Source organism: Vreelandella massiliensis, from assembly GCF_900155385.1.
Classification (GTDB): domain Bacteria; phylum Pseudomonadota; class Gammaproteobacteria; order Pseudomonadales; family Halomonadaceae; genus Vreelandella; species Vreelandella massiliensis.
Window position 1 is genome coordinate 377,738 of record NZ_LT699744.1, and the last position, 22,787, is coordinate 400,524.

Annotated in this window: 18 protein-coding genes and 2 pseudogenes; 11 read left to right on the plus strand and 9 right to left on the minus strand. The window is 62.8% G+C overall.

The features are described 5' to 3' along the window. Positions 1-132: 132 nt before the first annotated feature. The 4 genes and pseudogenes from BQ9846_RS01765 to BQ9846_RS16865 all read left to right on the plus strand — a co-directional run. Positions 133-1,110 carry a zinc-dependent alcohol dehydrogenase gene (locus tag BQ9846_RS01765; protein WP_075878899.1) on the plus strand — a complete coding sequence of 326 codons (978 nt, stop codon included), beginning with the start codon at positions 133-135 and terminating at the stop codon, positions 1,108-1,110. A 48-nt stretch (positions 1,111-1,158) separates the two neighbouring features. After that, positions 1,159-1,557 (plus strand): 6-pyruvoyl trahydropterin synthase family protein, encoded by a 399-nt coding sequence (locus BQ9846_RS01770; protein WP_075878900.1) that lies wholly within the window; start codon positions 1,159-1,161, stop codon positions 1,555-1,557. Then, positions 1,554-3,467, plus strand: a complete 1,914-nt coding sequence (locus tag BQ9846_RS01775) for a glycosyltransferase (RefSeq protein WP_075878901.1) — start codon at positions 1,554-1,556, stop codon at positions 3,465-3,467. The genes BQ9846_RS01770 and BQ9846_RS01775 overlap by 4 nt, the downstream gene beginning before the upstream one ends. 7 nt (positions 3,468-3,474) lie before the next feature. Next, positions 3,475-4,347: pseudogene (locus tag BQ9846_RS16865) on the plus strand (lysylphosphatidylglycerol synthase transmembrane domain-containing protein); the annotation flags it as partial. Between the two features lie 87 nt (positions 4,348-4,434). Here the strand turns inward: BQ9846_RS16865 and BQ9846_RS01785 are convergent. After that, complete coding sequence (locus BQ9846_RS01785) at positions 4,435-5,157, minus strand: RibD family protein (RefSeq protein WP_075879452.1); 723 nt, start codon at positions 5,155-5,157, stop codon at positions 4,435-4,437. 616 nt (positions 5,158-5,773) lie between these two features. On the opposite strand from BQ9846_RS01785, the gene ribA reads away from it, so the two are divergent. Then, complete coding sequence (gene ribA / locus BQ9846_RS01795; protein WP_235818884.1) at positions 5,774-6,475, plus strand: GTP cyclohydrolase II; 702 nt, start codon at positions 5,774-5,776, stop codon at positions 6,473-6,475. A 10-nt stretch (positions 6,476-6,485) separates the two neighbouring features. Here ribA and BQ9846_RS01800 read toward each other — a convergent pair whose 3' ends face one another. The 4 genes from BQ9846_RS01800 to BQ9846_RS01815 are packed head-to-tail and all read right to left on the minus strand — an operon-like array spanning position 6,486 to position 11,612. Next, positions 6,486-7,256, minus strand: a complete 771-nt coding sequence (locus BQ9846_RS01800; RefSeq protein ID WP_075878903.1) for a creatininase family protein — start codon at positions 7,254-7,256, stop codon at positions 6,486-6,488. A 9-nt stretch (positions 7,257-7,265) separates the two neighbouring features. Further along, the gene (locus BQ9846_RS01805) at positions 7,266-8,057 is read right to left on the minus strand and encodes an FkbM family methyltransferase (RefSeq protein ID WP_075878904.1); all 792 of its coding nucleotides are present in this window, start codon (positions 8,055-8,057) and stop codon (positions 7,266-7,268) included. Continuing rightward, on the minus strand, positions 8,057-10,036 hold the full coding sequence (mdoH, locus tag BQ9846_RS01810; protein WP_075878905.1) for a glucans biosynthesis glucosyltransferase MdoH: 1,980 nt from the start codon (positions 10,034-10,036) through the stop codon (positions 8,057-8,059). The genes BQ9846_RS01805 and mdoH overlap by 1 nt, the downstream gene beginning before the upstream one ends. Beyond that, positions 10,029-11,612, minus strand: coding sequence for an OpgD/OpgG family glucan biosynthesis protein (locus BQ9846_RS01815; RefSeq protein ID WP_328585363.1), 1,584 nt, complete (start codon positions 11,610-11,612; stop codon positions 10,029-10,031). The genes mdoH and BQ9846_RS01815 overlap by 8 nt, the downstream gene beginning before the upstream one ends. A gap of 149 nt (positions 11,613-11,761) precedes the next feature. On the opposite strand from BQ9846_RS01815, the gene BQ9846_RS01820 reads away from it, so the two are divergent. Together BQ9846_RS01820 and BQ9846_RS01825 are read left to right on the plus strand one after the other, a co-directional pair. Beyond that, the gene (locus tag BQ9846_RS01820; RefSeq protein WP_075878906.1) at positions 11,762-13,369 is read left to right on the plus strand and encodes an LTA synthase family protein; all 1,608 of its coding nucleotides are present in this window, start codon (positions 11,762-11,764) and stop codon (positions 13,367-13,369) included. Next, a complete protein-coding gene (locus tag BQ9846_RS01825) occupies positions 13,366-14,769 on the plus strand; it encodes a mannose-1-phosphate guanylyltransferase/mannose-6-phosphate isomerase (RefSeq protein WP_075878907.1) in 1,404 nt (467 codons plus the stop codon). The genes BQ9846_RS01820 and BQ9846_RS01825 overlap by 4 nt, the downstream gene beginning before the upstream one ends. A gap of 34 nt (positions 14,770-14,803) precedes the next feature. Here BQ9846_RS01825 and BQ9846_RS01830 read toward each other — a convergent pair whose 3' ends face one another. From BQ9846_RS01830 to BQ9846_RS01845, 4 genes are all read right to left on the minus strand, one after another. Next, a complete protein-coding gene (locus tag BQ9846_RS01830) occupies positions 14,804-15,169 on the minus strand; it encodes a DUF4870 family protein (protein ID WP_075878908.1) in 366 nt (121 codons plus the stop codon). A 12-nt stretch (positions 15,170-15,181) separates the two neighbouring features. Next, complete coding sequence (locus BQ9846_RS01835) at positions 15,182-16,126, minus strand: lysophospholipid acyltransferase family protein (protein WP_075878909.1); 945 nt, start codon at positions 16,124-16,126, stop codon at positions 15,182-15,184. Between the two features lie 3 nt (positions 16,127-16,129). Then, positions 16,130-16,519, minus strand: a complete 390-nt coding sequence (locus BQ9846_RS01840) for a DUF4870 family protein (protein ID WP_075878910.1) — start codon at positions 16,517-16,519, stop codon at positions 16,130-16,132. 108 nt (positions 16,520-16,627) lie between these two features. Continuing rightward, a complete protein-coding gene (locus BQ9846_RS01845) occupies positions 16,628-17,008 on the minus strand; it encodes a VOC family protein (protein WP_075878911.1) in 381 nt (126 codons plus the stop codon). Between the two features lie 40 nt (positions 17,009-17,048). Here BQ9846_RS01845 and BQ9846_RS01850 point away from each other — a divergent pair, with 40 nt between their 5' ends. The 4 genes and pseudogenes from BQ9846_RS01850 (at position 17,049) to BQ9846_RS01865 (ending at position 22,781) form a co-directional block, all read left to right on the plus strand. Then, entirely contained in the window at positions 17,049-17,699 is a 651-nt protein-coding gene (locus BQ9846_RS01850) for a class I SAM-dependent methyltransferase (protein ID WP_075878912.1), read from the plus strand. 77 nt (positions 17,700-17,776) lie between these two features. Beyond that, complete coding sequence (locus tag BQ9846_RS01855; protein ID WP_075878913.1) at positions 17,777-19,162, plus strand: MFS transporter; 1,386 nt, start codon at positions 17,777-17,779, stop codon at positions 19,160-19,162. A gap of 118 nt (positions 19,163-19,280) precedes the next feature. After that, a pseudogene (locus tag BQ9846_RS01860) lies at positions 19,281-21,067 on the plus strand (acyl-CoA dehydrogenase). 70 nt (positions 21,068-21,137) lie between these two features. Then, the gene (locus tag BQ9846_RS01865; protein ID WP_075878914.1) at positions 21,138-22,781 is read left to right on the plus strand and encodes an acyl-CoA synthetase; all 1,644 of its coding nucleotides are present in this window, start codon (positions 21,138-21,140) and stop codon (positions 22,779-22,781) included. Positions 22,782-22,787: the final 6 nt, after the last annotated feature.

Here is a 22,787-nt window from a genome sequence, read left to right on the forward strand (position 1 = left end):
CGGCGATAAAATGATAAAAGCTGTTGCAATACTGCTGCTATGTACCATTCTTGTAGAAGATGGTGCTGTTGTCGAGTAGAGTGATAGGTATTGAAGAGACCTTTAAATCCGCAGATACAGTAAGGATGACGCATGGCAAATCAAGATGCCACGGCTTTCTGGCTGAGCGCGCCCGGTAAAGGGGAGCTGCGCCAGACGCCGCTGCAACGGGCCGATATCGAAGCGCCGGTGGAAGTGCTAACGCGCTATAGCGGCATCAGTCGTGGGACCGAAGCGCTGGTGTTTCACGGACGCGTGCCGGTCTCCGAACAGAGGCGCATGCGCGCCCCGTTTCAGGAGGGCGACTTCCCCGCCCCGGTAAAATACGGCTACAGCAGCGTGGGCGAGGTAGTCGCCGGCCCGGCGGCACTCAAAGGGAAGACGGTCTTTTGTCTCTATCCGCACCAGGACCGCTATGTCGTCCCCGCCAGTGCCGTGCATGTGCTGCCCGAGGGCACGCCGGCCGAGCGCGCCATTCTCGCCGCCAACATGGAGACTGCTATCAACGGCGTATGGGATGCAAGCCCGCTGCCAGGCGAGCGCATCACGGTGATCGGCGCCGGGGTGGTCGGGGCACTGACGGCGTATCTCTGTCGGCGCATCATCGGCACCGAGGTGCAGCTGGTGGATATCGACCCTAAGCGCCAGGCGCTAGCCGACGCCCTCGAACTCCCCTTTGCGCTGCCGGCCAACGCGCACGCCGACCGGGACCTCGTCATTCACGCCAGCGGCCACAGCGAAGGGCTGAACACGGCGCTTGCGCTGGCCGGGACGGAGGCGCGCATTATCGAAATGAGCTGGTATGGCGAAGGCAGCGTGCCCGTATCGCTTGGCGGTGCGTTTCATTCGCAGCGATTGACCCTACGCGCCAGCCAAGTCGGGCGGCTGCCCACGCATCAACAGCCAAGGTGGAGTTTTGAAAGGCGCCTTACCTTAGCACTACGCTTATTAGCAGACCCTGCGTTGGATGCGCTCATCAGCGGTGAGTCAAGCTTTGCGGCACTGCCCAACGTTGCCGCCGATATTTTTGCCCCCGACAGCGGCGTGCTCTGCCATCGGATACGTTATTGAGCCGTCATAAAAAGCGACGCGCTCGCTCGATCGAGACAAGGAGTTTTCATGTACCGTCTTTGCGTTCGTGACCACCTGATGATTGCCCATAGCTTCAAGGGTGAAACCTTCGGCCCCGCGCAGCAGATGCACGGCGCTACCTACGTGGTCGACGTGGCCTTCCAGCGCCCCACGCTCGATAGCGACGGCCTAGTGATCGATATTGGCCTGGCGGGTGACGCGTTGAAAGCCATCTTGGCCGACTACAACTACCGCAACCTGGACGAAGTCGACGAGTTTAAAGGGCACAACACCACCACCGAGTTCATGGCCAAGGTGATTTTTGACCGTATTGCCGCGGCGATTAAGCAGGGGGCGCTGGGCGAGACGGCCACCGGCATCGAGCGCTTAGAGGTTAAACTCCATGAGTCGCATATCGCCTGGGCAAGCTTCGAGGGCGCGCTGTGAGCGAGCGCCTGTGCGTGATAGTGGCCGGTGACCCGAACCAGCGCACCGGCGGCTATCTCTACGATGCGCATATCGCTCAGGCGCTACGCGAGGCCGGCTGGCAGGTGGACGTGGTCGGGCTTGAGGGGCGCTTCCCCGACGCCGACACGACCGCCCGCCAAGCACTGAACGCCGCCTTGGCTGCTCAGCCAGACGATAGCCGCGTGGTGATCGACGGCCTGGCCATGGGCGCACTGCCCGAGGTGGTGGCACAACATCATCAGCGGCTGGATATCACCGCGTTAGTACACCACCCGCTAGGCGACGAGCAGGGGCTTTCGCCCGCCCGGCAGCGCCAGTTCCACTACAGTGAAGTGGCCGCGCTCGCGACGGTTGCGCGCATTATCGTGACCAGCCCCTTCACGAAGCGCCGCCTGGCCACACTCGCCGTGGATCGCGCGGTGACGTTGCCGGAAATCGGTGTGGTGGAGCCCGGCGTGGCACCCGCACCCTTGAGTGAGCCCAATGATGGCGCAACGGTGCGTTTTCTTTGTGTGGCCACCCTGGTGCCGCGTAAAGGGCAGGATCTCTTGGCGCAAGCGCTGGCGCCGCTGTCGCATCTTGAGTGGCGGTGCGACTGCTACGGCAGCACCGAGCGCGACCCGGCGTTTGCTCAGCGTGTGACGATGCTGATAGGCGAACAGGGGCTTGAGGGCAGGCTTAACCTACACGGCGAGTGCGACGACGCCGCGCTTGAAGCCGCCTACCAACGCGCCGATGCCCTGGTGCTGCCCGCCTGGTACGAGGGCTACGGTATGGTGATCACCGAGGCGCTTGCAAGGGGCCTGCCGGTCATCACCACCACCGGCGGCGCGCTGAACGATACCCTCCCCGACGCCGCCGGGATGAAAGTGCCACCGGGGGACGTTAATGCCCTGTCCGCCGCGCTAGAGCGCTTTTTAACCGACCCCGCGCTGCGCGGCAAGCTTCGCCAAGGGGCGAGTACCGCGCGCGAACACCTCAACGACTGGCAATCGGCGGGCGAGCAGTTTGCCCGTCTGCTGGGCGTTGCCGCACCCGGTAGCCACTTCACCGCCGACTGGCTCACCCTGCGCGAGCCGGTAGACGCCGAGGCGCGTAGCCAGCACTTAGTGGAGGCAGCGGCAGCATGGCTTTCCACCAAGCAGACACCGCTTGAACTGGTGGATCTGGGCTGCGGCCGGGGCAGCAACGTCTGTTTTCTCGCGCCGCACTTTCCCGGGCCGCAGCACTGGCAACTGCTGGACCACGACCCCATGCTGTTGCGACAAGCACGTCAGCGCAGCCAGCGGTTATGCGATCGCGACGGCCAGTCGGTCACGCTGGAGACATCGGCCCGCTCGCTCACCGAGCTGCCCTTGAACTGGCCCGCGCAGGCGGATGTGATCAGCGCCTCGGCGCTTTTGGATCTGGTCTCTGCCGAGTGGCTCGACGTGCTGGTAGAGCACTGTGCGACACACCGGCAGGCGCTTTTTTTCACGCTAAGCGTGACCGGCGACTGGCACCTGACCGACGCGCGTGGCACGCCGCATAACGACGCCGAGGATGCAACTATCCAGGCGCTTTTTAACGCTCACCAGCAGCGCGATAAAGGCTTCGGTGCCGCACTCGGCGGCCGGGCGCATGCGGCGCTGGTAAAGCGCCTCGATGCCGCGGGTTTTTATGTGGAAGAGGCGGCTTCACCCTGGCGGCTAAAGGCGGGCCAGGATGAGCACATAACCCTTCTGTATCCGCTGATCAATGGCTGGGCGGAGGCGGCGCTTGAGCAGGCACCGCAGCAGCACGAGTGGATCAAGGCGTGGCGCGCAGCGCGCCTAGCCCAGGTAGACGCCGGTGAAATCGGCGCCTTCGTCGATCATCGCGACCTGTGGGCGAGGCCCGCGCATGGGTAGCGGCATGATGAGTCGCGCGCTACCAACCGCCGCCGTGAAGCGGCTGGCGATCAGCGCCTTCGTGCTGATCGCCGTGGCGCTGCTGCTTGACCCCAGCGCGATAATGGCCGAAGTACAGGCGTTTTCGCTGCCCTGGCTGCTGGCGGGGCTGGCCCTCAGCGTTCTCCAGGTACTCTTGTGCGCGTGGCGCTGGCGGCTAACCGCAGGGCTGATTGGCGTGCCGCTGCGTTACCGTTACGCGGTGGCCGAGTACTACTTGGCGCTTTTCATCAATCAAGTGCTGCCCGGCGGCGTGCTTGGCGATGCCGGGCGGGCGCTGCGTCACGCGCAGCAGACAGCCCAGCAGGGTAGCGCCTGGCGCGCGGTGATTATCGAGCGCGCCTCGGGGCAGCTAGCCGTGGGGCTGTTAACGCTGCTGGCGCTAGTCAGCTCGCCGCTATGGCACGCGGCATTAGGGCCAAGCGGCTACCTTTGGCTCTTGGTTGGCGTGGGGAGTGTAGCGCTCTGCGTGGGGCTAACCGCCGCTTTCATACCCGAACGGCTGCGCTTGCCCGGCTGGGTGCGCGCGCTCTGGGCGGATATTCAGCGCGGGCTCTGGCAGGGCCGTGTGTGGGCCTGGCAGCTAGCGTCGTCGCTGATGATCGTGTTCAGCTACGCCCTGGTGATGCTCTGCGCGACCCGGGCGATCGGCGTCGAGCTGCCGGCGAGCATGCTCTTGGCGCTGGCGCCGCCGCTGCTGCTCTCGATGCTGATTCCGCTCTCCGTGGCGGGCTGGGGGCTACGAGAAGGCACTGCCGCCAGCGTCTGGGCGTGGGTCGGGTTGGCCCCCAGCCAAGGCGTGGCGGTGTCGCTGGCGTACGGGGTGATCGTGCTGCTGGCGACGCTGCCGGGGCTTTGGGTCGCGCTGATTCGGCGTCGCCGGGCAACGCCGGTGGAGTCTGGGGCGAGCGGGGCGTTGACGCGTCCTTCAACGGCTTTTCAGGCAGAGGTCAAACAGGGTGTCATCCCCACAGGCGAAGCGTCGCGCACGCGGGCGCAGGGCAGAGGCCAGGGTATCGATCGGTGTCATGGCAAGGCCGGGGCGGCCCGAACCAATCAGCAGCGGTGCCACCAGCAGGTGCAAGCGCTCCACCACGCCGGCCTCAATGAAGCGGGAGACGGTCACCCCGCCGCCTTCCACCAGTATGCGCGCATAGCCTTGGGCTTGCAGGTGGGCGATCACCGCCGCCGGCGGAAACTGCCCGTCAGCCATCAGGGGCAACGACTGGCGTTGAACATGCGGGGCCGGCGCGGGAAGCGAGACGTCAGGCCCCACCAGGTGCAGCGTGGGGGCCGCGTCGTCCTGAAAAAGTGTCAGTGTTGGCGGCACGCGCCCGCGCGGGTCGAGAATCACCCGCAGCGGATGCGCCCCTTGAACGTGGCGCACGGTCAGCTGCGGGTTATCCGCGCTGGCGGTGCCCGCGCCCACGACGACCGCATCGCAGAGGGCGCGCAAACGGTGCAGATGCACCAGGCTTTCGTGGCCGTTGATGTAGTGCGAGTGGCCGCTTTCGGTGGCGATGCGCCCATCCAGGCTCTGCCCCAGTTGAGCGATGACCCACTCCGGGTGCGACATCAGCGGGGCCAAGCAGTCAAGCTGATCGGTGGCGGGCGTCGGGGTGTCTTTGAGCGTAGCGTTAGGGTCGGTCATGGCGCCTCCGTGCGGTGCGAGATGGCCTCATCATGCGTGTCTACCAGCGGCCGTGCAAGCCGCACGATTACCAGCACGGCGCTTGTGAAGTGCTCATTTGAAGTGCTCTCTTGAACAGAAGGCGAGTCCGAATAAAAAGCGAGGAAGCTTCTATGTACCACATTGAACGCGCCATTTTTGATATTCGTCGTGGGCTGCCGGTGGTGATCCACGCCGGTTCAACGCCGCTTTTGGTGCAAGCCTTGGAGGGCAGCGATTCGGTGGCAACACTGGCTGAGCTATCGGGCTCGCGCCCGGCGCTGGTCTTAACGCGCCACCGCTTAGCGGCCATGGGGCATTCGCTCAGCGCCGAGGCGGCGCGGCTTCCCCTGGCAGCCGAAATGAGTTCGGCCCAGTTGCATACCCTGGCTGTCGCTGAGCCAAAAGGCGAAAAACAGCGCCTAAGCGGGCTCTCCGCGGCGGGGCCGGCCGAGCCTCACTATACCCAGCACCGCCAACACCATCTCTCTTTTTTTTTTTAATGATACGGCGACCACCGAGATCTACACTCTTTCCCTACACGACGCTCTTCCGATCTACAGGGCCGCCGGCAGCAGCAGCGGCTATCGATGCCAAAGTGGCGCGGGGCGAGCTTCTACGCTTGGATGCCGACGACGCTTTAAAGGCGTTGCATGGGGCGCCGGGAATGCTCAAGCGCGTCAGCGAAGCGGATATCCCGCTGGAGAACGCCCAAGCGTCGCGATTTGTGCTCTTTCGCGAGCCCGATGGGCTGCGCGAGCACGTGGCCGTGGTGATCGGCGCGGTGGAGAATGCAGACACGCCGGTACCGATCCGTCTGCATTCGGCCTGCTTGACCGGCGATCTGTTCGGGAGCCTGCGCTGCGACTGCGGCGATCAGCTGCGCAACGCCGTGGCGGAAATCAACGCCATGGGCGGCGGGGTGCTGCTCTATCTGGCGCAGGAGGGGCGCGGTATCGGGCTTGCCAACAAACTACGCGCCTACACGCTGCAGGATACGGGCCTGGATACCGTGGATGCCGATCAGGTATTGGGGTTTGGCGACGATGAGCGCCGCTACGGCGTCGCGGTGGATATGCTCAATGCCCTAGGCATTACCCAGGTGCAGCTGTTGACCAATAATCCGCTGAAAATGGCCGCGCTGCGCGACGGCGGTATTGAGGTGGTCGCCCGGCAAGCGCTTTACGGCAGCGTGACCGACCAGAACCAGCGCTATCTCACCGCCAAAGCGAACCGTTCGGGGCACTATCTTCACGATGCCCTGCGCGATGTCATCCATGGCGCCCGACCCAATGGGTAAGCGGGCGGCGTCAAGCCAGCGGCGGAAGCCGCGCGGTCTCTTCCACCACTTGGGCGAGCAAGCCGCCGTAGTGGCGCACCAACCGCTCGCCCAATGCCGGGGTGGCCTTAGTGGCATTGCCGGCAATGCCGCTGGGCGAGAGATCCTCGGCGAGCCAGGCAAAGGGTGCTATCCCCTCGGGGCCAACCAAGGCGCCAGGCGTCGGCGGCTGGGTTAACGCGTTCACCGTGTGCTGCATCTTGACCTGCTTAGGGGCTAGGTGAAGCATCATCGCCGTTTCCAGCGTCCCGCCGTGCAGGCCACGGCGCAACTCATCGCTATCGAGCGCGCCCTGCAGCGGCGGCAAGCGGGTATACGTGGCCTTGACCACGCGCATGCCGTGGCGGCGGCGCAGCGTTAGCGCGGCAAGGTCCATCACGGCTTTGTTGCCGCCGTGGCTATTGATCAGTACCCACCGTTTGATGCCCGCCCGGGCGATGCCCTCGCCGTAGGCCTCAAGCGTTGCGATGGCAAGCGAGGCGGGCAGGCTCAGCGTGCCGGGAAAGCTTGTGTGCTCGTCGCTGGCGCCAATGGCCATAGCGGGCAGGCATATCGCCGTGACCTCACTCGCGAGGGCGTCGCACATGGCGTGCTGCAGGCCAAGACCAATCGTGGTATCCGTGTTTAACGGCAGGTGGGCACCGTGCTGCTCCGTGGCGCCGAGCACCAAGACGGCCACCGGGTCGCGGTCAACAAGGGCGGTGAGTTCGGGGGCGGTAAGGTGTTGCCAATCAACGTGCATACGTGGGCCTTAAACGGATGAAATGGATGAGTGTTTGAGTAAAGCATGATCGACGCGACAGGCGTAGATATCCCCCGACGCGAGCCCGTCGGCCCCATTTTTTAGCCATGCGTGGATCTCGGCGGCGCTTTTCCACTGTGCCCACTGAAAGTGGCGCTGTTCGCCGGCGACGCAGTTGTAGCGGTAGTCACCCAGAATGCTTAAACGCTCGACAGAGGCGTGGCTAACGTCCAACGCGCCGGCGACAAACTCCACCGAGAGGGCCGCCACTGCTCGGCTCAGCCCGGCCAGCACGTCGGCTTCAAACCCTTCCACGTCGATCTTGATAAACGCCGGCTCGCCATACTCACTGATCAGCGCATCGAGGGTGGTGACCGCCACGCGCTCGCTTGCGGCCCAGTTGAGGTGGGCAAACCCTGGGTTATGCTGGCCAATCTGCTCGCGCCACTGATCCGCCAGTGTTGAGACGGTCAGGTTGGCCGGGCTGACGGCGAGCTCGGCATAACCGGGCGCTGCCCCGGCCGCCAAGGGGAGCAGCGTGATGTGGCGACCCACCATCCGCCGGCACCAATGCGCGAGCAGCGGCTGTGGCTCCAGTGCCACCACCCGGGCGCCAAGGGCGTGAAACGCCGCGCTGCGATCCCCCAGGTGAGCGCCAATATCAAAGGCGAGCGAGCCCGGCGGCACAAAAGGCCGATAGAGGGCTTTAAGCCCGCTTTGGCGGCCGGGGCGCCAGTAAATGATCAGCGAGCGCGCGATGCCTACGGTCCTTAAGCCGCGCTGTTTTAGGAACGCGAGCATCAATACGGCTCCTTTAGTGGTGAAGCGGGCGTGCGCTGTGCTGGACGGGTAAAACGCACAAAGGACTGGATAGGCATCTCGCCCGGCTGCTCCGGCGGGGGAGTGCGGGGGGAGCAAGCCGGCGGTTGGGGGCGCGCATGGGCGGCTTTCAAGTGCCGCGCATAGGCGTCGAGTACCGGCACACCGCCTTGACCGTGTTTTTGAAAACGGGGTTGTGGAAGGTAGGGCGTCGCGAGTAGCTGCCGGCGCGCGAACCACTCGCCGAGGCGCACGCTACTGGTCGCCTTGACCAGCGGCAGTGAGGCGATAAGCCCAAGCCACACCGGCGCGAACCACGTCAGAGCCGTCGGTGAAAAAATGCCTAAAACGAGCATCCAGCCGCCGCCGGCCAAGGTGACACCCCGGGTGTGCCGCCACGCTTCACGCCAGCTCAGCGAGCGCTCGCTTCGCGGTTGGGTGTGCCACTCAATCGCCCGCCCGCGCAAAATAGCGAGGATAAACAGGCTATGCCACGCCATCATCAGCGGGGCGAGCAGGGCAGCAAAGCCGATCTCCAGCAGCGCACTCACTATTAACCGGGCTCGGCCGCCAAAGGCGTTAGGCGCTTGGCGCAGCGCAAGTGCCAATCCCATGAGCTTGGGGGCGATCAGCATGGCCAGCGTCGTGCCGAGCAGACCCAGCGACAGAGGCGTGGCGTAAAGTGCTGCGGCGTCGGTCATGGCGACATAAGCGATCAATACGCTGGTGCAGACGAGCAGTGCCAACCAGACGGGAGAGGCCAGGTAGGCGAAAGCGCCGAAAAAGAAGTGCCATCGGCTTAGGGGGTGTAGCCCGGCGCCGTTTAATAGCCGCAAGTGCTGCAGGTTGCCCTGAAGCCAGCGCCGATCGCGCTTGGCGAAATCGAGTAAATTGCTGGGCATCGCCTCAAAGCTTTGCGCTATTTCAGATTGAGCGGTCGCGACACTTACCTGCGTATCCAGCAAGACCTTCCAGCCATGGCGGCGCATAAGCGCTGCCTCGACAAAATCGTGGCTTAACAGCTCGCCACCAAGCGGTGGTTTTCCAGGCAGTGTGGGGAGGCCGCTACTCGCCATAAAGGCGCGCGTGCGCACGATGGCGTTGTGGCCCCAATAATTGGCCGTGTCGCCCTGCCAGAAACTCTGCCCGGCGGCCAACATCGGGCTGTAAAGGGCGGACGCGAACTGCACCAAGCGCCCAAACAGGGTGACTTGCCCCACTGGAATCGGCACGCTCTGGATAAGCCCCACCTCGGGCTGATGCTGCATCCGCCTGACCAGCCGCAAGAGGGTCGCGCCGCCCATGATGCTATCGGCATCCAGCACGACAAAATAGTCATAGCGCCGCCCCCAACGGCGGCAAAAATCGGCGATGTTGCCCGCCTTGCGCCCATGGTTGTTGGGCCTGCGGCGGTAATGGAGAGAGAGCTGGCCTTTTAGACGACGTTGGAGCGCGGCGACATGCGCGGCTTCGCGGGTAGCGGCGTGCTTGTCTTGGGTATCGCTTAACACAAACACCTCGAAGCGCTCGGCGATCGACGTGTGGTTGCCAGCCGGCTGCGCGAGCAGGGAGCGGCAGCTCGCTTCGAGTCCGGCCAGGGTGGCCTCCGGGGGCTCCTGAAAAATCGGCATGATGAGCGCTGTGCGGCAAAAGGGCGTCGCTGCCAGGGTTTCGGGCACGCCTTCGTTCGGCGCAAGCGTTAGCGGGTCGCGGCGCGTCAGGCAGAGGATAAAGCCGCACAGCGCGCTCCAGAAGGCGAGCGCGACCCAGGTGAACGTCAGCACGAACAGCGTCATCAATACGGCCTTAAACCCCCATGCGAGGCCACTGGTAACGCCTAACATAGCCCAAAAGCCCAATGCACCGGTCGTCAGCACCAGCGCTGCCAGGCCCCAGCAGCGCAGGCGAGGCCACGGTGGGCGCTGCTCCGATAGGCATCGTGCGGCGGGCGCGCTAGGCATCCTCGGCTCCTGCTTTGGGCGGCGGGTCGATCACGTAGCTCCAGGTTTCGCTGATGGTTTCTCCGTTTAACGTCAAGGCAAGGCGCACATCAATCGGCAGCGCGATGGGATTAACGCGAAAAGTGGCGCGCCAGCGGTGGTCGGGTAGGGCTTTGACCTGCACCCATGGGATGACATCATCGTGTTGTTCAGGAGAGAGCGTTTCAGGGACTAGCGTTTCGAGTCGCACGTCGACGGCTTGATCGGCGCTGAGGTTCGCGAGCTCACCCCCGGCAAAATCGACCACCCACTGGCGCTGATCGGCGCTTGGGGAGTTGGCCTCACCGGGCACTGCGGCGCTACCTTGGCGCGTGCGAATCACCTTCGCTAGCAGTGGGTCGCTCGGGGGGAGCGTGCGTGTGTGGGTTTGGTAGCGAAAATGGCGGGTTTCGCCCGCTTTAAGCGGCGTCGCACCGACCCAGTACGCCACAATGTTATCGTGCGTCTCATCTGGGGAGGGTAGCTCTACGAGCTCCACATGTCCCGGACCCCAATCCCCTTCGGGGATGACCCACTGGCTCGGGCGGCGATGGTACTGGGCCTCTGCGTCCAGATAGCGGTCAAAATCACGCTCGCGCTGCATTAGCCCAAAGCCCCTAGGGTGATCGTCCAAAAACGCCGACACTCGAACGCGGTGCGGGTTATTCAGCGGCCGCCAGATCCACTCACCTTGTCCGGTGTGGGTTAAAAGCCCTTCGGAGTCGTGCACGCGGGGGCGCACATCATCCGGGCGATGGCGGCTAATATCGCCGTAGGCAAACATGCTGGTCAGTGGGGCGATACCCAGCTTTTCCACGTTGGCGCGGGCATAAAGGGTGGCATCCACATCAACACGGGTTTGGTGGCCGGGCGCGAGGCGAAAGTGATACGCACCGCTGAGCGATGGGCTATCCAGCAGCGCCATGATATGCACGGCGGTGTCGTCGGGGTCGGGCTTGAAGAGCCAGAACTGACGAAACGCGGGAAACTCTTCGCCGCCAGAAAGGGCGGTATCGATGGCAAGCCCACGGGTGGAGAGGCCGTAAACTTGATCGCGACCGACGAGGCGAAAATAGCTGGCGCCTAGAAACACCGCGAACTCATCGCGATAGTCGGGCGTATTGAGCGGGTAGTGCAGGCGAAAGCCCGCATGCCCCGCGTCCCGTAAGTCGGCTGTTTCAAGCGCTGCGGCCTTGCCTTCGTAAATAAAATCGTCCGGATCAAAGGCAAGCGGGGTGGCGTTTGCGTTCTCTATGATATGTAACGTGACAGGGTCGGGAAACAGAAAGCCGCGATGAAAGAGCTGCAAAGAGAAGCGGCTATCATCGCGCCAGTAGGCGCGCGTGGGGTCAAAGCGAATCTGGCGGTAGGTGTCGTAATCGAGTGTCCGGAGCGCCTCGGGCAGTGCGTTCTTGGGTGGGGCGTAGGGCTGTGCGGCCAGCGTCTCGGCGCGTTGACGCACGCTATCCAGCCAGCGATTCAGTTCGCTAGCGCTGGGCTCGGCCAGTGCGCTTGCGCTCACCATCAGCCATCCTAACGTCAGTAAGCGTTTTAGCACGGGCGCTCCTTGAAAGGGCAGGAAGTAAATTAAACAATACTTGTACGAATATTTATTACAGTACACGATGGACGCGTTTTCCAGTGCCGTTTTTGATCAGATAGGACGCTTTTTATGCCCGTTTGGGATTCATTCAGGTTCACAGTGCCATGCGACGGCTAGTTATAAGCATCGCTGTACTCAACGTGCTGCTGGTGGCGCCGCTCTGGTGGCGGTTTAACGACATCGACGCTCGGCTGATTGCCTGGGAGCCTTGGCTTGCCGTGCCGGTGCTGCTCCTGCTGCCGCGCGGCCTTTGGCGTCGCTTGGCCGTGGGGGCGTGGCTTGCGTGGCTGGCGCTGGTGAGCGTGGCCAATATCGGCGACGCGGCGACTTACACTGCCTTTGGCCGCTCTTTCAACCTTTACCTTGATCTGCCGCTTTTGCGCTCGGTGTTTCATCTGCTTGAGGGTAATGTAGGCCAACTGGCGGCACTGGGTCTAATGGGCGCGGCGATTCTGCTCTTTATGGGCGTTTTGGTGATAGCGGGACGCTGGCTGCTGCCTAGGCGGGCTTTTTCACTGCGGGAAACACGCGGCAAAGTGGCACTGGGGTGCGCGGGGCTTGCGGCGCTTTTGATCGTGCTGGAACTCAACGGGCAGCGTCTCGTGCCGTTTGCCCGGGTGCCGATGATCAACACCACGATGTTCCAGTGGCAGCAAGTGACGCAGACCCACGCCGCCCGCCAGGATTTCGCCCAGACGCTGGCGCAATCGCCGCTGCCGGTCAGGCCGCTACCCGGCCTTTTAGGGCGCAATGTGCTGCTTACCTTCGTCGAGTCCTACGGCGTGACGGCAATCGAAAATCCGCGTTATCGCGATGCGCTGCGCCCGACGCTTGAAAAGTGGCAGACAAGGCTTACCGCGCAGGGTATCCATGTCGCCTCCGGGCTTTTAAGCGCGCCCATTCGCGGCGGGCAATCGTGGCTTGCTCACGCAACGGCGCTCAGCGGGCGGGAAGTGGACAATCAAATGTGGTATCGGCTGTTGCTGGAGAGCGAGCACGGCACCCTGGTGGATGATTTCAACGCCACCGGGCATCGCACCTTGAGCGTGATGCCGGCGATTACCCGCGCTTGGCCGGAGGGGGAGGCCTACGGTTTTGATGCGATTTACGCCGCCAAGGATCTTCCCTACGCCGGGCCGCCGCTGCACTGGGTGACCATGCCGGATCAATACACGCTTGATTACACCGCACGCCATTTGCTGGATGACAGCCCGCACTTCGCGCAGATCGCGCTGATTTCAAGCCATGCCCCCTGGACGCCGATTCTCCCCGTGCTCGATGACTGGTCACTGGTGGGCGACGGCAGGGTTTTTGCACCGTGGGAAAATGCCGGCGATCCGCCCGATGTGCTGTGGCAAGACCTGGAACGCATCCGCGACCACTACGCTTGGTCAGTCGACTACGCGGTGAACGTGGCCGGGCGCTTTGCTGAACGCGTGGCGGATGAGCAGACGCTTTTGATCATCATGGGCGATCATCAGCCCGCGCCTTTAATCACTGGCGAAAACGCCAGCGCCGCCGTGCCGGTACATGTGATCAGCGCCGACCCTGCGCTAGTGGAGCCTTTTATCGAACGGGGCTTCGTGCCGGGTACGCGGCCGCCATCGGTGAATTCAGAGGACGAGATTGCCGGTATGGACGCACTTCGTCGCTGGCTGCACGCTGATTTTGCTGTCCCCGTTTCTGCCCCCAGACGAGAGAGTCCACCATGATACAGCCGGTGATTTTAAGCGGCGGCAGCGGTACCCGCCTTTGGCCGCTATCGCGCGAGCAGATGCCCAAGCAGTTTCTGTCGTTGCTCGGAGACACTAGCCTGTTGCAACAAACGCTTAAGCGGCTGGAGGGGGTAAGCGTGGCGACGCCAATGATCGTTGGCGGCCATGCGCAGCGCTTTTTGCTCGCTGAGCAGGTGCGCGAGCACCACGTCACGTTGGTGTTGGAGCCGGAGGGGCGCAATACCGCGCCAGCGACGGCCAGCGCGGCGCTGTTGGCGCAGCAAAACGGCGACGACCCGCTGCTTTTGGTGATGCCCGCCGACCATGTCATCGAAGATCTCTCTGCGTTTCAAGGTAGTGTGGCGAAGGCCGAAGCGCTCGCCGAGGCCGGTTATCTGGTGACGCTGGGTGTTGTCCCCACCCATCCGGAAACGGGCTATGGCTATATTTGCCGGGGTGAAACGCTGGAAGGTGGCTATCGCGTTGCGGCATTCCGCGAGAAACCCGATGCCGAGCGCGCCAGCGAATTGATCGCGCAGGGAGCGCTTTGGAATAGCGGCATGTTTCTGTTCAAGGCGTCACGCTACCTGGCCGAGCTTGCCGCTTATGAGCCGCACGTGGTCTCAGCGTGCGAAGCGGCGGTGGCGGGCGCCCACCGTGACCTGGACTTTCTGCGCTTGGGCGAGGCCGCGTTTAAGGCAGCCGCTTCCGTGTCCATCGATGTTGCCGTGATGGAGCGCTGCCGAAAGGCCGCCGTGGTAGCGCTGAACGCGGGCTGGCGCGATATCGGCAGCTTCGACGCTTTATGGGCCGCAGGCGAACAAGACGCCGAGGGCAATGTCGCTCAGGGTGATGCGCAGCTTCATGACACGCATCGCTCGCTGGTGGTGGCGCAGCAGCGCTTGGTCGCCACCCTGGGCGTGGACGATCTGGTGGTGGTAGAGACCAACGACGCCGTATTGGTGGCGCACCGTGAGCGTGCCCAGGAGGTGAAGACTTTGGTCGCTTCGCTTTCTCACGCCGGGCGCGTGGAGGCGCAGCAGTCGGCGCGGGTGCATCGCCCTTGGGGGCATTTTCAGACGGTCGAGCGTGGCGAGCGCTATCAAGTGAAGCACATTAGCGTGAAGCCCGGCGGGCGTTTGTCACTCCAGCGCCACTACCACCGCGCCGAACACTGGGTGGTGGTGAGCGGCACGGCCTTGGTGACGCTTGACGATCAGGTCTTTTGGGTGAGCGAAAATCAGTCTACCTATATCCCTATCGGCGCCGTTCACCGGCTAGAGAACCCCGGCAAGATCGCGTTAGAGCTGATCGAGGTGCAGTCCGGGGCGTATCTAGGAGAGGACGATATCGAGCGCTTGGACGATGTGTACGCCCGCCCGGATGGCGAGGTGTGATTCAACAAGGCGTGATCCGTGCGGGCAAAAGGCGCTACCACAGCCAACTGCCGGGGCGTGCCGGTGGTTCGTTTTTGCGCAGGGCGAGCCAGCCGGTCACACAGCGCACGCCTAGCCAGATAGCCAGCAAAGGCCATATCAGTGCTCCTATCAGTAACACGCTCAAGGTAAAAGCGAGACAGAAATAGAGCGCGCCTATCCAGAACGTGCGGATCAGGTAGCGATAGTGCTCGGCCAGCCAGGGGGCAGCCTCTTTGCGGTAGACGTAAGCGAACACCACGCCAATGATCGGGGTAATGTTGGCGGTGACGATTCCCGCCAGATAGAGCGCATACAGGATTTGCGCCGTGCGGGTGGATGCGCGTGCGCCATCGGTGTTGGACACATCATTGTTCGACATAGAGGACTCGCATTAATAAAGGCGATAATCGCGATAATCGGGACGCTTTTGCTGCTCCTCGACGACTTTGCGATAGCGCTTGTACTCCCACTGGTACTGCGCCGGGTCAAGGGCGATCGCCGCTTCGACACAGGCGTTGACGCCGGTGGCAGAGGTTGCATCGTCGGCGCTATAGACGCGCGCGTCGGCATCGAGAAAATGGATCTCAAAGCCCTGGCCAGGAACGCGCTTGGCCACTCCGGTGACCACCCGTGCCTGGGTGCGCGCAACCAGCTTGGGCAGAAGGGTGCCGGTGTAGGCGTCGCGATGAAAAAACGGCGCAAACACGCCGCTGCCCCAGCTAGGCTCCTGGTCGGGCAGAATACCGATGGCCTCGGAGCGTTTGAGCGCTTTGAGCAGTGCCGCGACACCCCGAGAGTTCGTCGGTACTAACGTTGCGCCCATGCGCTCGCGGCCCTCGCGAATCACCGGGTCTAGCGCGGCAATTTTGGGCGGCTCGTACATGGCGGTAAAAGGGAAGTGGCTTGAGAGCCAGAAGTTGAGTACCTCCCAGTTACCAAAGTGCGGCGCCAGCACGATCACCCCGCGGCCCTCGGCGCGGGCGCTGTCGAGCTTGTCGCGGCCGTGCACGGCGAGAATACTCGCCTCGACGCGCGCGGGCGGCGCCATCCAGGCGTGACCTAGCTCAAGCATCGTCGCCGTGGAGTGGCAAAGGCTTTCACGGGCTAGGCGCTGGCGCTCGCTTTCGCTGCGCTCCGGGTAGACCGCTTTCAGGTTGATCTGTGTCACCGAGCGCTCACGCTGACTAAAACGGTGCACCAGCGGACCCAGCCGGCTCGCCAGCCACCATAGCCGCGCCAGCGGCCAGCGGGCGAGCCGTCGCCAAAGCCAAGCGATCGCGCCGGCGCGAGAGAACCGCGAGAGCGCGCGTTGGGGAGCGTTATCAGAGGAGGCCATGGATCAGATTAGCCAGGTATCCACGTTGCTCGGTGCCCGCTTCTCCTGCAGGCCCTTAAAGCCCTTAACACAGCGCACGATCAACCACACCGCCAGGGCTAACAGCAGCGGAAAGCCGATCAGCACGAAGGTCAAAAGCGAAAAGAGCGTGGCGAAGAGAAGGCCAATCCAGAACGTGCGGATCTGGTAGCGGAAGTGTTCGTCTAGCCAGTGGGGGCCTTTACCGCGGTAAACATAGGCGATGACGACGCCGACCAGCGAGGTAAAGCCGACCACAAAGCTGGCGAGATAGAGCGCGTAGACCACCATGGCCATGGTGGTGTCTGGCCCTTTGCCCGATTCATTGATAATTTCGCCCTCGATGGGCGATTCATTCTCTGCACCCTGGCGCATAACGGTTTTATCCCTGGTACGTGCTCGTTGATGGCATTGGGCGCGCTATGATAACGCGCCGTGCGGTACTTGGCATTACTTGCGTGCTTGGACATTAACAGCGGGGCATTAGCGCGCCGGGCGTGAAATTTCCAGTAGGTTGCCATCCGGGTCGCGCAGGTAGAGCGACTCGATCGGCCCCGTGGCGCCTTGGCGATCGACCGGACCCAATTCAATCTCCACTCCTAGCACATCAAGGTGCTGCTTGAACTCGGAGAGGGGCAGTTGGCAGCGCAGGCATAAGTCGAGACTGCCGGGGGTGGGGGTGGCCGAGATAGGCGCAATATCGGTATCGGTTTGATGGAGCCGCAGCGCGGTATCGCCAAGCATCAAGTCGACCCGCTGGGCGTCGCGATAGCGCACATCGAGCCCTAACACGCGCGAATAGAAATCCACCGCGCGGGCCATATCGGTCACGGTAACGACAAGATGATCCAGACCTGAGAGCATGCCACAATCCTTAATGTGTGATATTTACCGAGAGAATACGATGATGTGGCGCTGTCCGCTATGCCTTGCCCCGACAAGCGAGCTTTACCACTGCGATCAGCGCCCTCAGTGCGTGCGTCACTACTATCAGTGTGCCACGTGTGCGCTGGTTTTTGTGCCCCCACCGTGGCATTTATCCGCGGACGAGGAGAAAGCCCACTACGACCGCCACGAGAACTCCCCGCTGGATGCGGGGTATCGGCGCTTTCTGGGGCGTTTGTTGACGCCCTTGAACGAAAAGCTTTTTCCCGGCGCGCGGGGGTTGGATTTTGGTTCGGGCCCGGGGCCGACGCTTTCGCTGATGTTCGAGGAGGCGGGCCACCCAATGGCCATTTACGACCCTTTCTACGCGCCCGACACGTCGGTCTTGAATGATCGCTACGATTTTATTACCGCGACCGAGGTCGTGGAGCACTTGTCGGCGCCGGGTGAGGTGCTGGCCATGCTCGCGTCGCGCCTGCCTCCCGGCGGCTATCTGGGGCTGATGACCAAACGCGTAAAAGACCCAACCGCTTTTGCCCGCTGGCACTACATTCAAGACCCTACCCACGTGGTATTTTTTAGCGAGTCGACGTTTCGCTGGTGGGCGCGGGAGAACGGCTTTGCGGTGGAATTTCCTGGCCCCGACACGGTGATCATGCAAAAACATTGACTTTCCTTCGTCCAGGGCAATAATTGCGCGCCGCCCTCGCCCGGCAGCCCTATAAAAAGTGGAGAAATGAGGTCGCGATGTCTCGCCAAATGCTGGCCATAGCGCTGGCGCCCCTGTTGGGGCTCTTTATTCTCGGGATCGGCAACGGTTTTCTGTCGACGCTGATCACCCTGCGCCTGGACTCGGCCGGGGAGTCGGCGACGATGATCGGTATCGTGTCGTCGGCCTACTTCATCGGCCTGTCGCTGGGGGCGATGTTCAACGATCGCCTGCTGCTGCGCATCGGCCATATTCGCGCCTATGGCAGTTTTGCCTCGCTGGTAGCCGTCACCGTGCTGCTGCAAGGGCTTGTGTCGGACCCGTGGGCCTGGTTTGCGCTGCGCTTGATCGGCGGTTGGGCGACCGTTGGCGTGTATCTCGTGATTGAAAGCTGGCTTTTGACCTCGGGTGATGCGAAGTCGCGCGGGCGGCTGCTCGCGCTTTACATGATCTCGCTTTACGCCGCCGGCGTGATTGGGCAGCTGTTACTCGGCGTCGTCAGCGGCATGGGCGAGACGGCGCCCTTTATGGTGATCGGCATGCTGGCCTCGCTCTCGGTACTGCCAATGGCGATGATTCCGCGTGTGTCACCGCTGATTGAGCACGCCGAGCCGCTGCCGCCGCATCGCTTGATCATGCTAACGCCTACTGGGGTGATGGGGAGTTTGGGCTCGGGCATGGTGGTGGCCGCCGCCTACAGCCTGCTCCCGCTCTATCTGCAGCGTATCGGCATGAGCGTGACGCAGGTGGGGCAGATGATGGCGGTGGTGATCCTCGGCGCCATGCTGCTGCAGTACCCCATTGGTCGCTGGTCGGATCGCCATGACCGCCAGATGGTACTGATCGCGATCAGCGCGTTCTGTGTGCTGATTTCGGCGGCCATGCTGTGGCTGCCGCTCTCTTTGGGGCTTTTGGCGGTTTTGCTGTTTCTGCTTGGCGGCGGGGTGTTTGCACTTTACCCGGTGGCGGTGAGTCACGCGGCCGACCGTGCGCCCGCCGGGGCGCTGGTGCGCATGAGCCAGGGGCTTTTGCTGATTAACGCCATCGGCTCGACCGTGAGCCCGCTGATGATTTCACCGGTGATGACGGTGGTCGGTGACGATGGTCTTTTCTGGGCGTTTGGTGGTTTGAGCCTCGCCTTTGTGCTGTTCTTCGCTTGGCGGCGTAGCGTGCGTCCGGCACCTATTCCGGTGGCGCCCTTTACCGCGACAACCCCCATGTCGGCGGCGGGGGCCGAGCTTGTGGTGACCGAGGAGTTGGTGCAAGGCGCCTTGGAGCATGAGCACCTTGAAGACCTCTCTGATGCGGTGCCGGATGTGGAGGTGGCCGAGCCAATCGTCGGCCCGCCGGCGGAAGATGAGAGCCACGTGACGTATTACGACGATGACAGCGACAAAAAGCATACGGTGAGCCCTCAGCGCTAAAAAGCGCAAACAGAGCGGGGCTTCGACTTTGGGGGAATGGCACGTGGTGTATAGGGAATCTACTATCGCGAGTAGATAATTTCCTATTGCCACGACAATTTCCCCCTAGAGGCCTCGTATGAACTACTACGCCGCGCCCGTGCGCGATCTGCGCTTTGTATTGGAAGAGCTTTTAGCGCACCGCTCGCTCGATTTGCCTGGTTTTGAAGAAGCCTCGCCGGATTTGATTGAGGCCGTGCTGGAAGAGGCGGCCAAACTCGCCAACGATGTCTGGGCGCCGCTCAACGACGTTGGCGACAAACATGGCACCACGCGCCACGGTGACGGCAGCATCTCTACGGCGCCGGGTTTTGCTGAGGCCTATCAGGCCTACGTCGAAGGCGGCTGGAACGGCATCGGCGTCTCTGAGTCACTCGGGGGACAGAACCTGCCCGAAGTAGTGGCGAGCTCGGTGCAAGAAATGCTCCACGGTGCCAATATGGCACTCGGCCTCTGCCCGATGCTAACCGCCGGCGCGATTGAGGCGCTTTCCCACCACGGCAGTGACGCGCAAAAAACCACCTACCTGCCCAAGCTGGTCGAAGGCAGCTGGACCGGCACCATGAACCTCACCGAACCCCAGGCGGGTTCGGATCTCTCCAAGGTGCGCACCAAGGCCACCCCCGAAGGCGACCACTACCGCATTCGCGGGCAGAAAATCTACATCACCTGGGGCGAGCACGACGCCGCCGAAAACATCATCCACTTGGTGCTGGCGCGTAAGCCCGACGCGCCGGAAGGCAACCGCGGCATTTCACTGTTTCTGGTCCCCAAATTCTTGGTCAACGAGGATGGCTCGCTGGGCGAGCGTAACGATGTCACCTGCGCTTCCATTGAGCACAAGCTGGGCATCCACGGCTCCCCCACCTGTACCCTGAGCTTCGGCGAACAAGAGGGGGCGATTGGGTATCTGGTCGGTGAAGAAGGTCGCGGCTTGAACCACATGTTCACCATGATGAACGAAGCGCGGCACAAAGTCGGCGTGCAGGGTATCGGCGTGGCCGAGCGCGCCTGCCAACACGCATTGGCCTACGCGGTCGAGCGCCTTCAGGGCCGCAGCCCGCGCTCGGGCAAGGCGGATTGCGCCATCAGCGATCACCTGGATGTGCGCCGGATGCTGCTCTCCATGCGTGCGCGCACCGAGGCGCTGCGTGCGCTGGCGCTGACCTGCGCCGCGGGACCTGCGCCGCGGAGATGGATACCGCGCGCCACGGCGAGTCGGAGAACGCACGCCGCGATGCGCAGGCGCGGGTCGATGTGTTGATTCCGGTGATCAAGAGCTTCTCCACCGATCAAGCGGTCGAGATTGCCTCGCTGGGCATTCAGGTCCACGGTGGGATGGGCTACGTTGAAGAGACCGGCGCCGCGCAACTGCTGCGCGATGCTCGGATTGCCCCGATTTATGAGGGCACTAACGGCATCCAGGCGCTCGATCTCGCCGGACGCAAGCTGACCCGCGACGGCGGCGAGGCGATGACCGCGCTCATCGATGAGGTCAACGCCACGGCTGAAAAGCTTAAAGACCATCCGCGTTTCGCTCAACTGGGAGAGGCGCTCGCCGCCGGCGGCGATGACCTGCGTGCCGCCATGGCGGTGGTGCTGGGGCAGGGCCAAGAGATCGGGCAGGACGCAGTACAGGCTTATGCCACGCCCTTTTTGAGCCTGGCCGGGCATGTGCTGTGCGCCTGGCAGATGGGTGAGGCCGCGCTAAAAGCCCAGGCGGCGATCGACGAGGGTTCAAACGACCCCTTCTATACCCAAAAGCTCGTCAGCGCTGATTTCGTCATCAAGCAGTGGCTGCCCGAAGGGCGCGCTCAGCGCGCCGTGATTGACGCCGGTATGCAGTGCTTAAGCGACTTTTTTTAAGACTGAGCCGTCAGCCACTAACCGTCACTCACTGGGCGCCCTATCGCCATCACCGCTATATGAGGTCACTATGTCGTCTATCTTTGAGCAGGACCTGCCCCAAACGCAGGCCAATCACGTCCCGCTGTCACCGCTGACGTTTATCGAGCGCTCGGCGTCGGTCTACCCCGATTACCCGGCGGTGGTACACGGCAGCACGCGTCGCACCTGGGCCGAGACCTTTGCGCGCTGCCGGCAACTTGCCTCCGCGCTGCAAAAGCGCGGCCTGAGCCAGGGGGATACCGTTGCGGCGATGCTGCCCAACGTGCCAGCGATGTTTGAAGCGCATTTTGGCGTGCCGCTCGCAGGCTGCGTGCTCAACACCCTGAACATTCGCCTGGATGCCGAGGCGATCAGCTACATGCTGGAGCACGGCGAGGCCAAGGCGGTACTGGTCGACCCGGAGTTTGCTGGGGTCATCCAGGAGGCGGTGGCCAAACTGCCAACCCAGCCGCTTTTGATCGATGTCGCTGATCTGGAGTTTGTCGGCGAAACCCAGGGTATCGGTGAGGTGGAGTACGAGGCGCTGCTTGCCGAGGGCGACGCGGATTATCCCTACCAGCTCCCCGAGGACGAATGGCAGGCGATTTCGCTCAACTACACCTCGGGCACCACAGGCAAGCCCAAAGGCGTGGTGTATCACCACCGCGGCGCCTACCTGAACGCGGTGAGTAATATCCTTGAGTGGGCGATGCCGCACCATCCGGTCTATCTCTGGACACTGCCGATGTTTCACTGCAACGGCTGGTGTTTCCCGTGGACCATCGCTGCCAACGCCGGGGTGAGCGTCTGTCTGCGCAAGGTGGACCCCAAGAAAATCATGCAGTTGATCGCCGATGAAACGGTCACCCACTTTAGCGGCGCGCCGATTGTGCTCAATGGCTTGGTTAACCTACCCGCCGAAGATAAGCGCGATTTCGACCATGTGGTGAAAGTGACCACGGCAGGGGCGGCGCCGCCGGCCTCGGTGATTTCCGGCGTCGAGAAGCTGGGTATCGAAGTGACCCACGTTTACGGGCTGACCGAAGTGTATGGCCCGGTCACCGTGTGCGCTTGGCATGACGCGTGGGACGAGCTGCCGCTTGAAGAGCGCGCCAAGCTCAAAGCCCGCCAAGGGGTGCGCTATCACATGCTCGAAGCCCTGTGCGTCGCCGACCCCAACACGCTTGAGCCGGTGCCGAAAGATGGCGAAACCATCGGCGAAATCCTGATGCGCGGCAACAACGTGATGAAGGGGTACCTGAAAAACAAGTCCGCCACGGAGCAGGCGCTAGAGGGCGGCTGGTACCATACCGGCGATCTAGCCGTGTGGCATAAGGATGGGTACATCGAAATCAAAGACCGCTCCAAAGATATCATCATCTCCGGCGGTGAAAACATCTCCACCATCGAAGTGGAAGATGCGATCTACGCGCACCCGGCGGTGGAGGAGGCCGCCGTTGTCGCCAAGCCGGACGAAAAATGGGGCGAGACGCCCTGCGCGTTCATCAAATTGAAAGTGGGCTATGGTGAAGTGACCGAAGCGGACATTATCGCCCACTGCCGCGAGAAGCTAGCAGGCTACAAAGTGCCCAAGACCATTGTGTTCAGTGAGTTGCCCAAAACCTCCACGGGCAAAATCCAGAAATTCGTGCTGCGCGAAGAAGCGCGCAATCAGTCCTCTTCGTCGCAGTGAATAAAC

What these genes read in the sequence shown, in the direction of transcription:
- BQ9846_RS01850 (WP_075878912.1), top strand. Translation starts at nt 17,049, where the DNA reads ATGATGTGGCGCTGTCCGCTATGCCTTGCCCCGACAAGCGAGCTTTAC.
- BQ9846_RS01835 (WP_075878909.1), bottom strand. Translation starts at nt 16,126, where the DNA reads ATGGCCTCCTCTGATAACGCTCCCCAACGCGCGCTCTCGCGGTTCTCT.
- BQ9846_RS01805 (WP_075878904.1), bottom strand. Translation starts at nt 8,057, where the DNA reads ATGCTCGCGTTCCTAAAACAGCGCGGCTTAAGGACCGTAGGCATCGCG.
- BQ9846_RS01840 (WP_075878910.1), bottom strand. Translation starts at nt 16,519, where the DNA reads ATGCGCCAGGGTGCAGAGAATGAATCGCCCATCGAGGGCGAAATTATC.
- BQ9846_RS01845 (WP_075878911.1), bottom strand. Translation starts at nt 17,008, where the DNA reads ATGCTCTCAGGTCTGGATCATCTTGTCGTTACCGTGACCGATATGGCC.
- BQ9846_RS01800 (WP_075878903.1), bottom strand. Translation starts at nt 7,256, where the DNA reads ATGCACGTTGATTGGCAACACCTTACCGCCCCCGAACTCACCGCCCTT.
- BQ9846_RS01855 (WP_075878913.1), top strand. Translation starts at nt 17,777, where the DNA reads ATGTCTCGCCAAATGCTGGCCATAGCGCTGGCGCCCCTGTTGGGGCTC.
- BQ9846_RS01865 (WP_075878914.1), top strand. Translation starts at nt 21,138, where the DNA reads ATGTCGTCTATCTTTGAGCAGGACCTGCCCCAAACGCAGGCCAATCAC.
- BQ9846_RS01825 (WP_075878907.1), top strand. Translation starts at nt 13,366, where the DNA reads ATGATACAGCCGGTGATTTTAAGCGGCGGCAGCGGTACCCGCCTTTGG.
- BQ9846_RS01785 (WP_075879452.1), bottom strand. Translation starts at nt 5,157, where the DNA reads ATGACCGACCCTAACGCTACGCTCAAAGACACCCCGACGCCCGCCACC.
- BQ9846_RS01770 (WP_075878900.1), top strand. Translation starts at nt 1,159, where the DNA reads ATGTACCGTCTTTGCGTTCGTGACCACCTGATGATTGCCCATAGCTTC.
- BQ9846_RS01830 (WP_075878908.1), bottom strand. Translation starts at nt 15,169, where the DNA reads ATGTCGAACAATGATGTGTCCAACACCGATGGCGCACGCGCATCCACC.
- BQ9846_RS01765 (WP_075878899.1), top strand. Translation starts at nt 133, where the DNA reads ATGGCAAATCAAGATGCCACGGCTTTCTGGCTGAGCGCGCCCGGTAAA.
- BQ9846_RS01820 (WP_075878906.1), top strand. Translation starts at nt 11,762, where the DNA reads ATGCGACGGCTAGTTATAAGCATCGCTGTACTCAACGTGCTGCTGGTG.
- mdoH (WP_075878905.1), bottom strand. Translation starts at nt 10,036, where the DNA reads ATGCCTAGCGCGCCCGCCGCACGATGCCTATCGGAGCAGCGCCCACCG.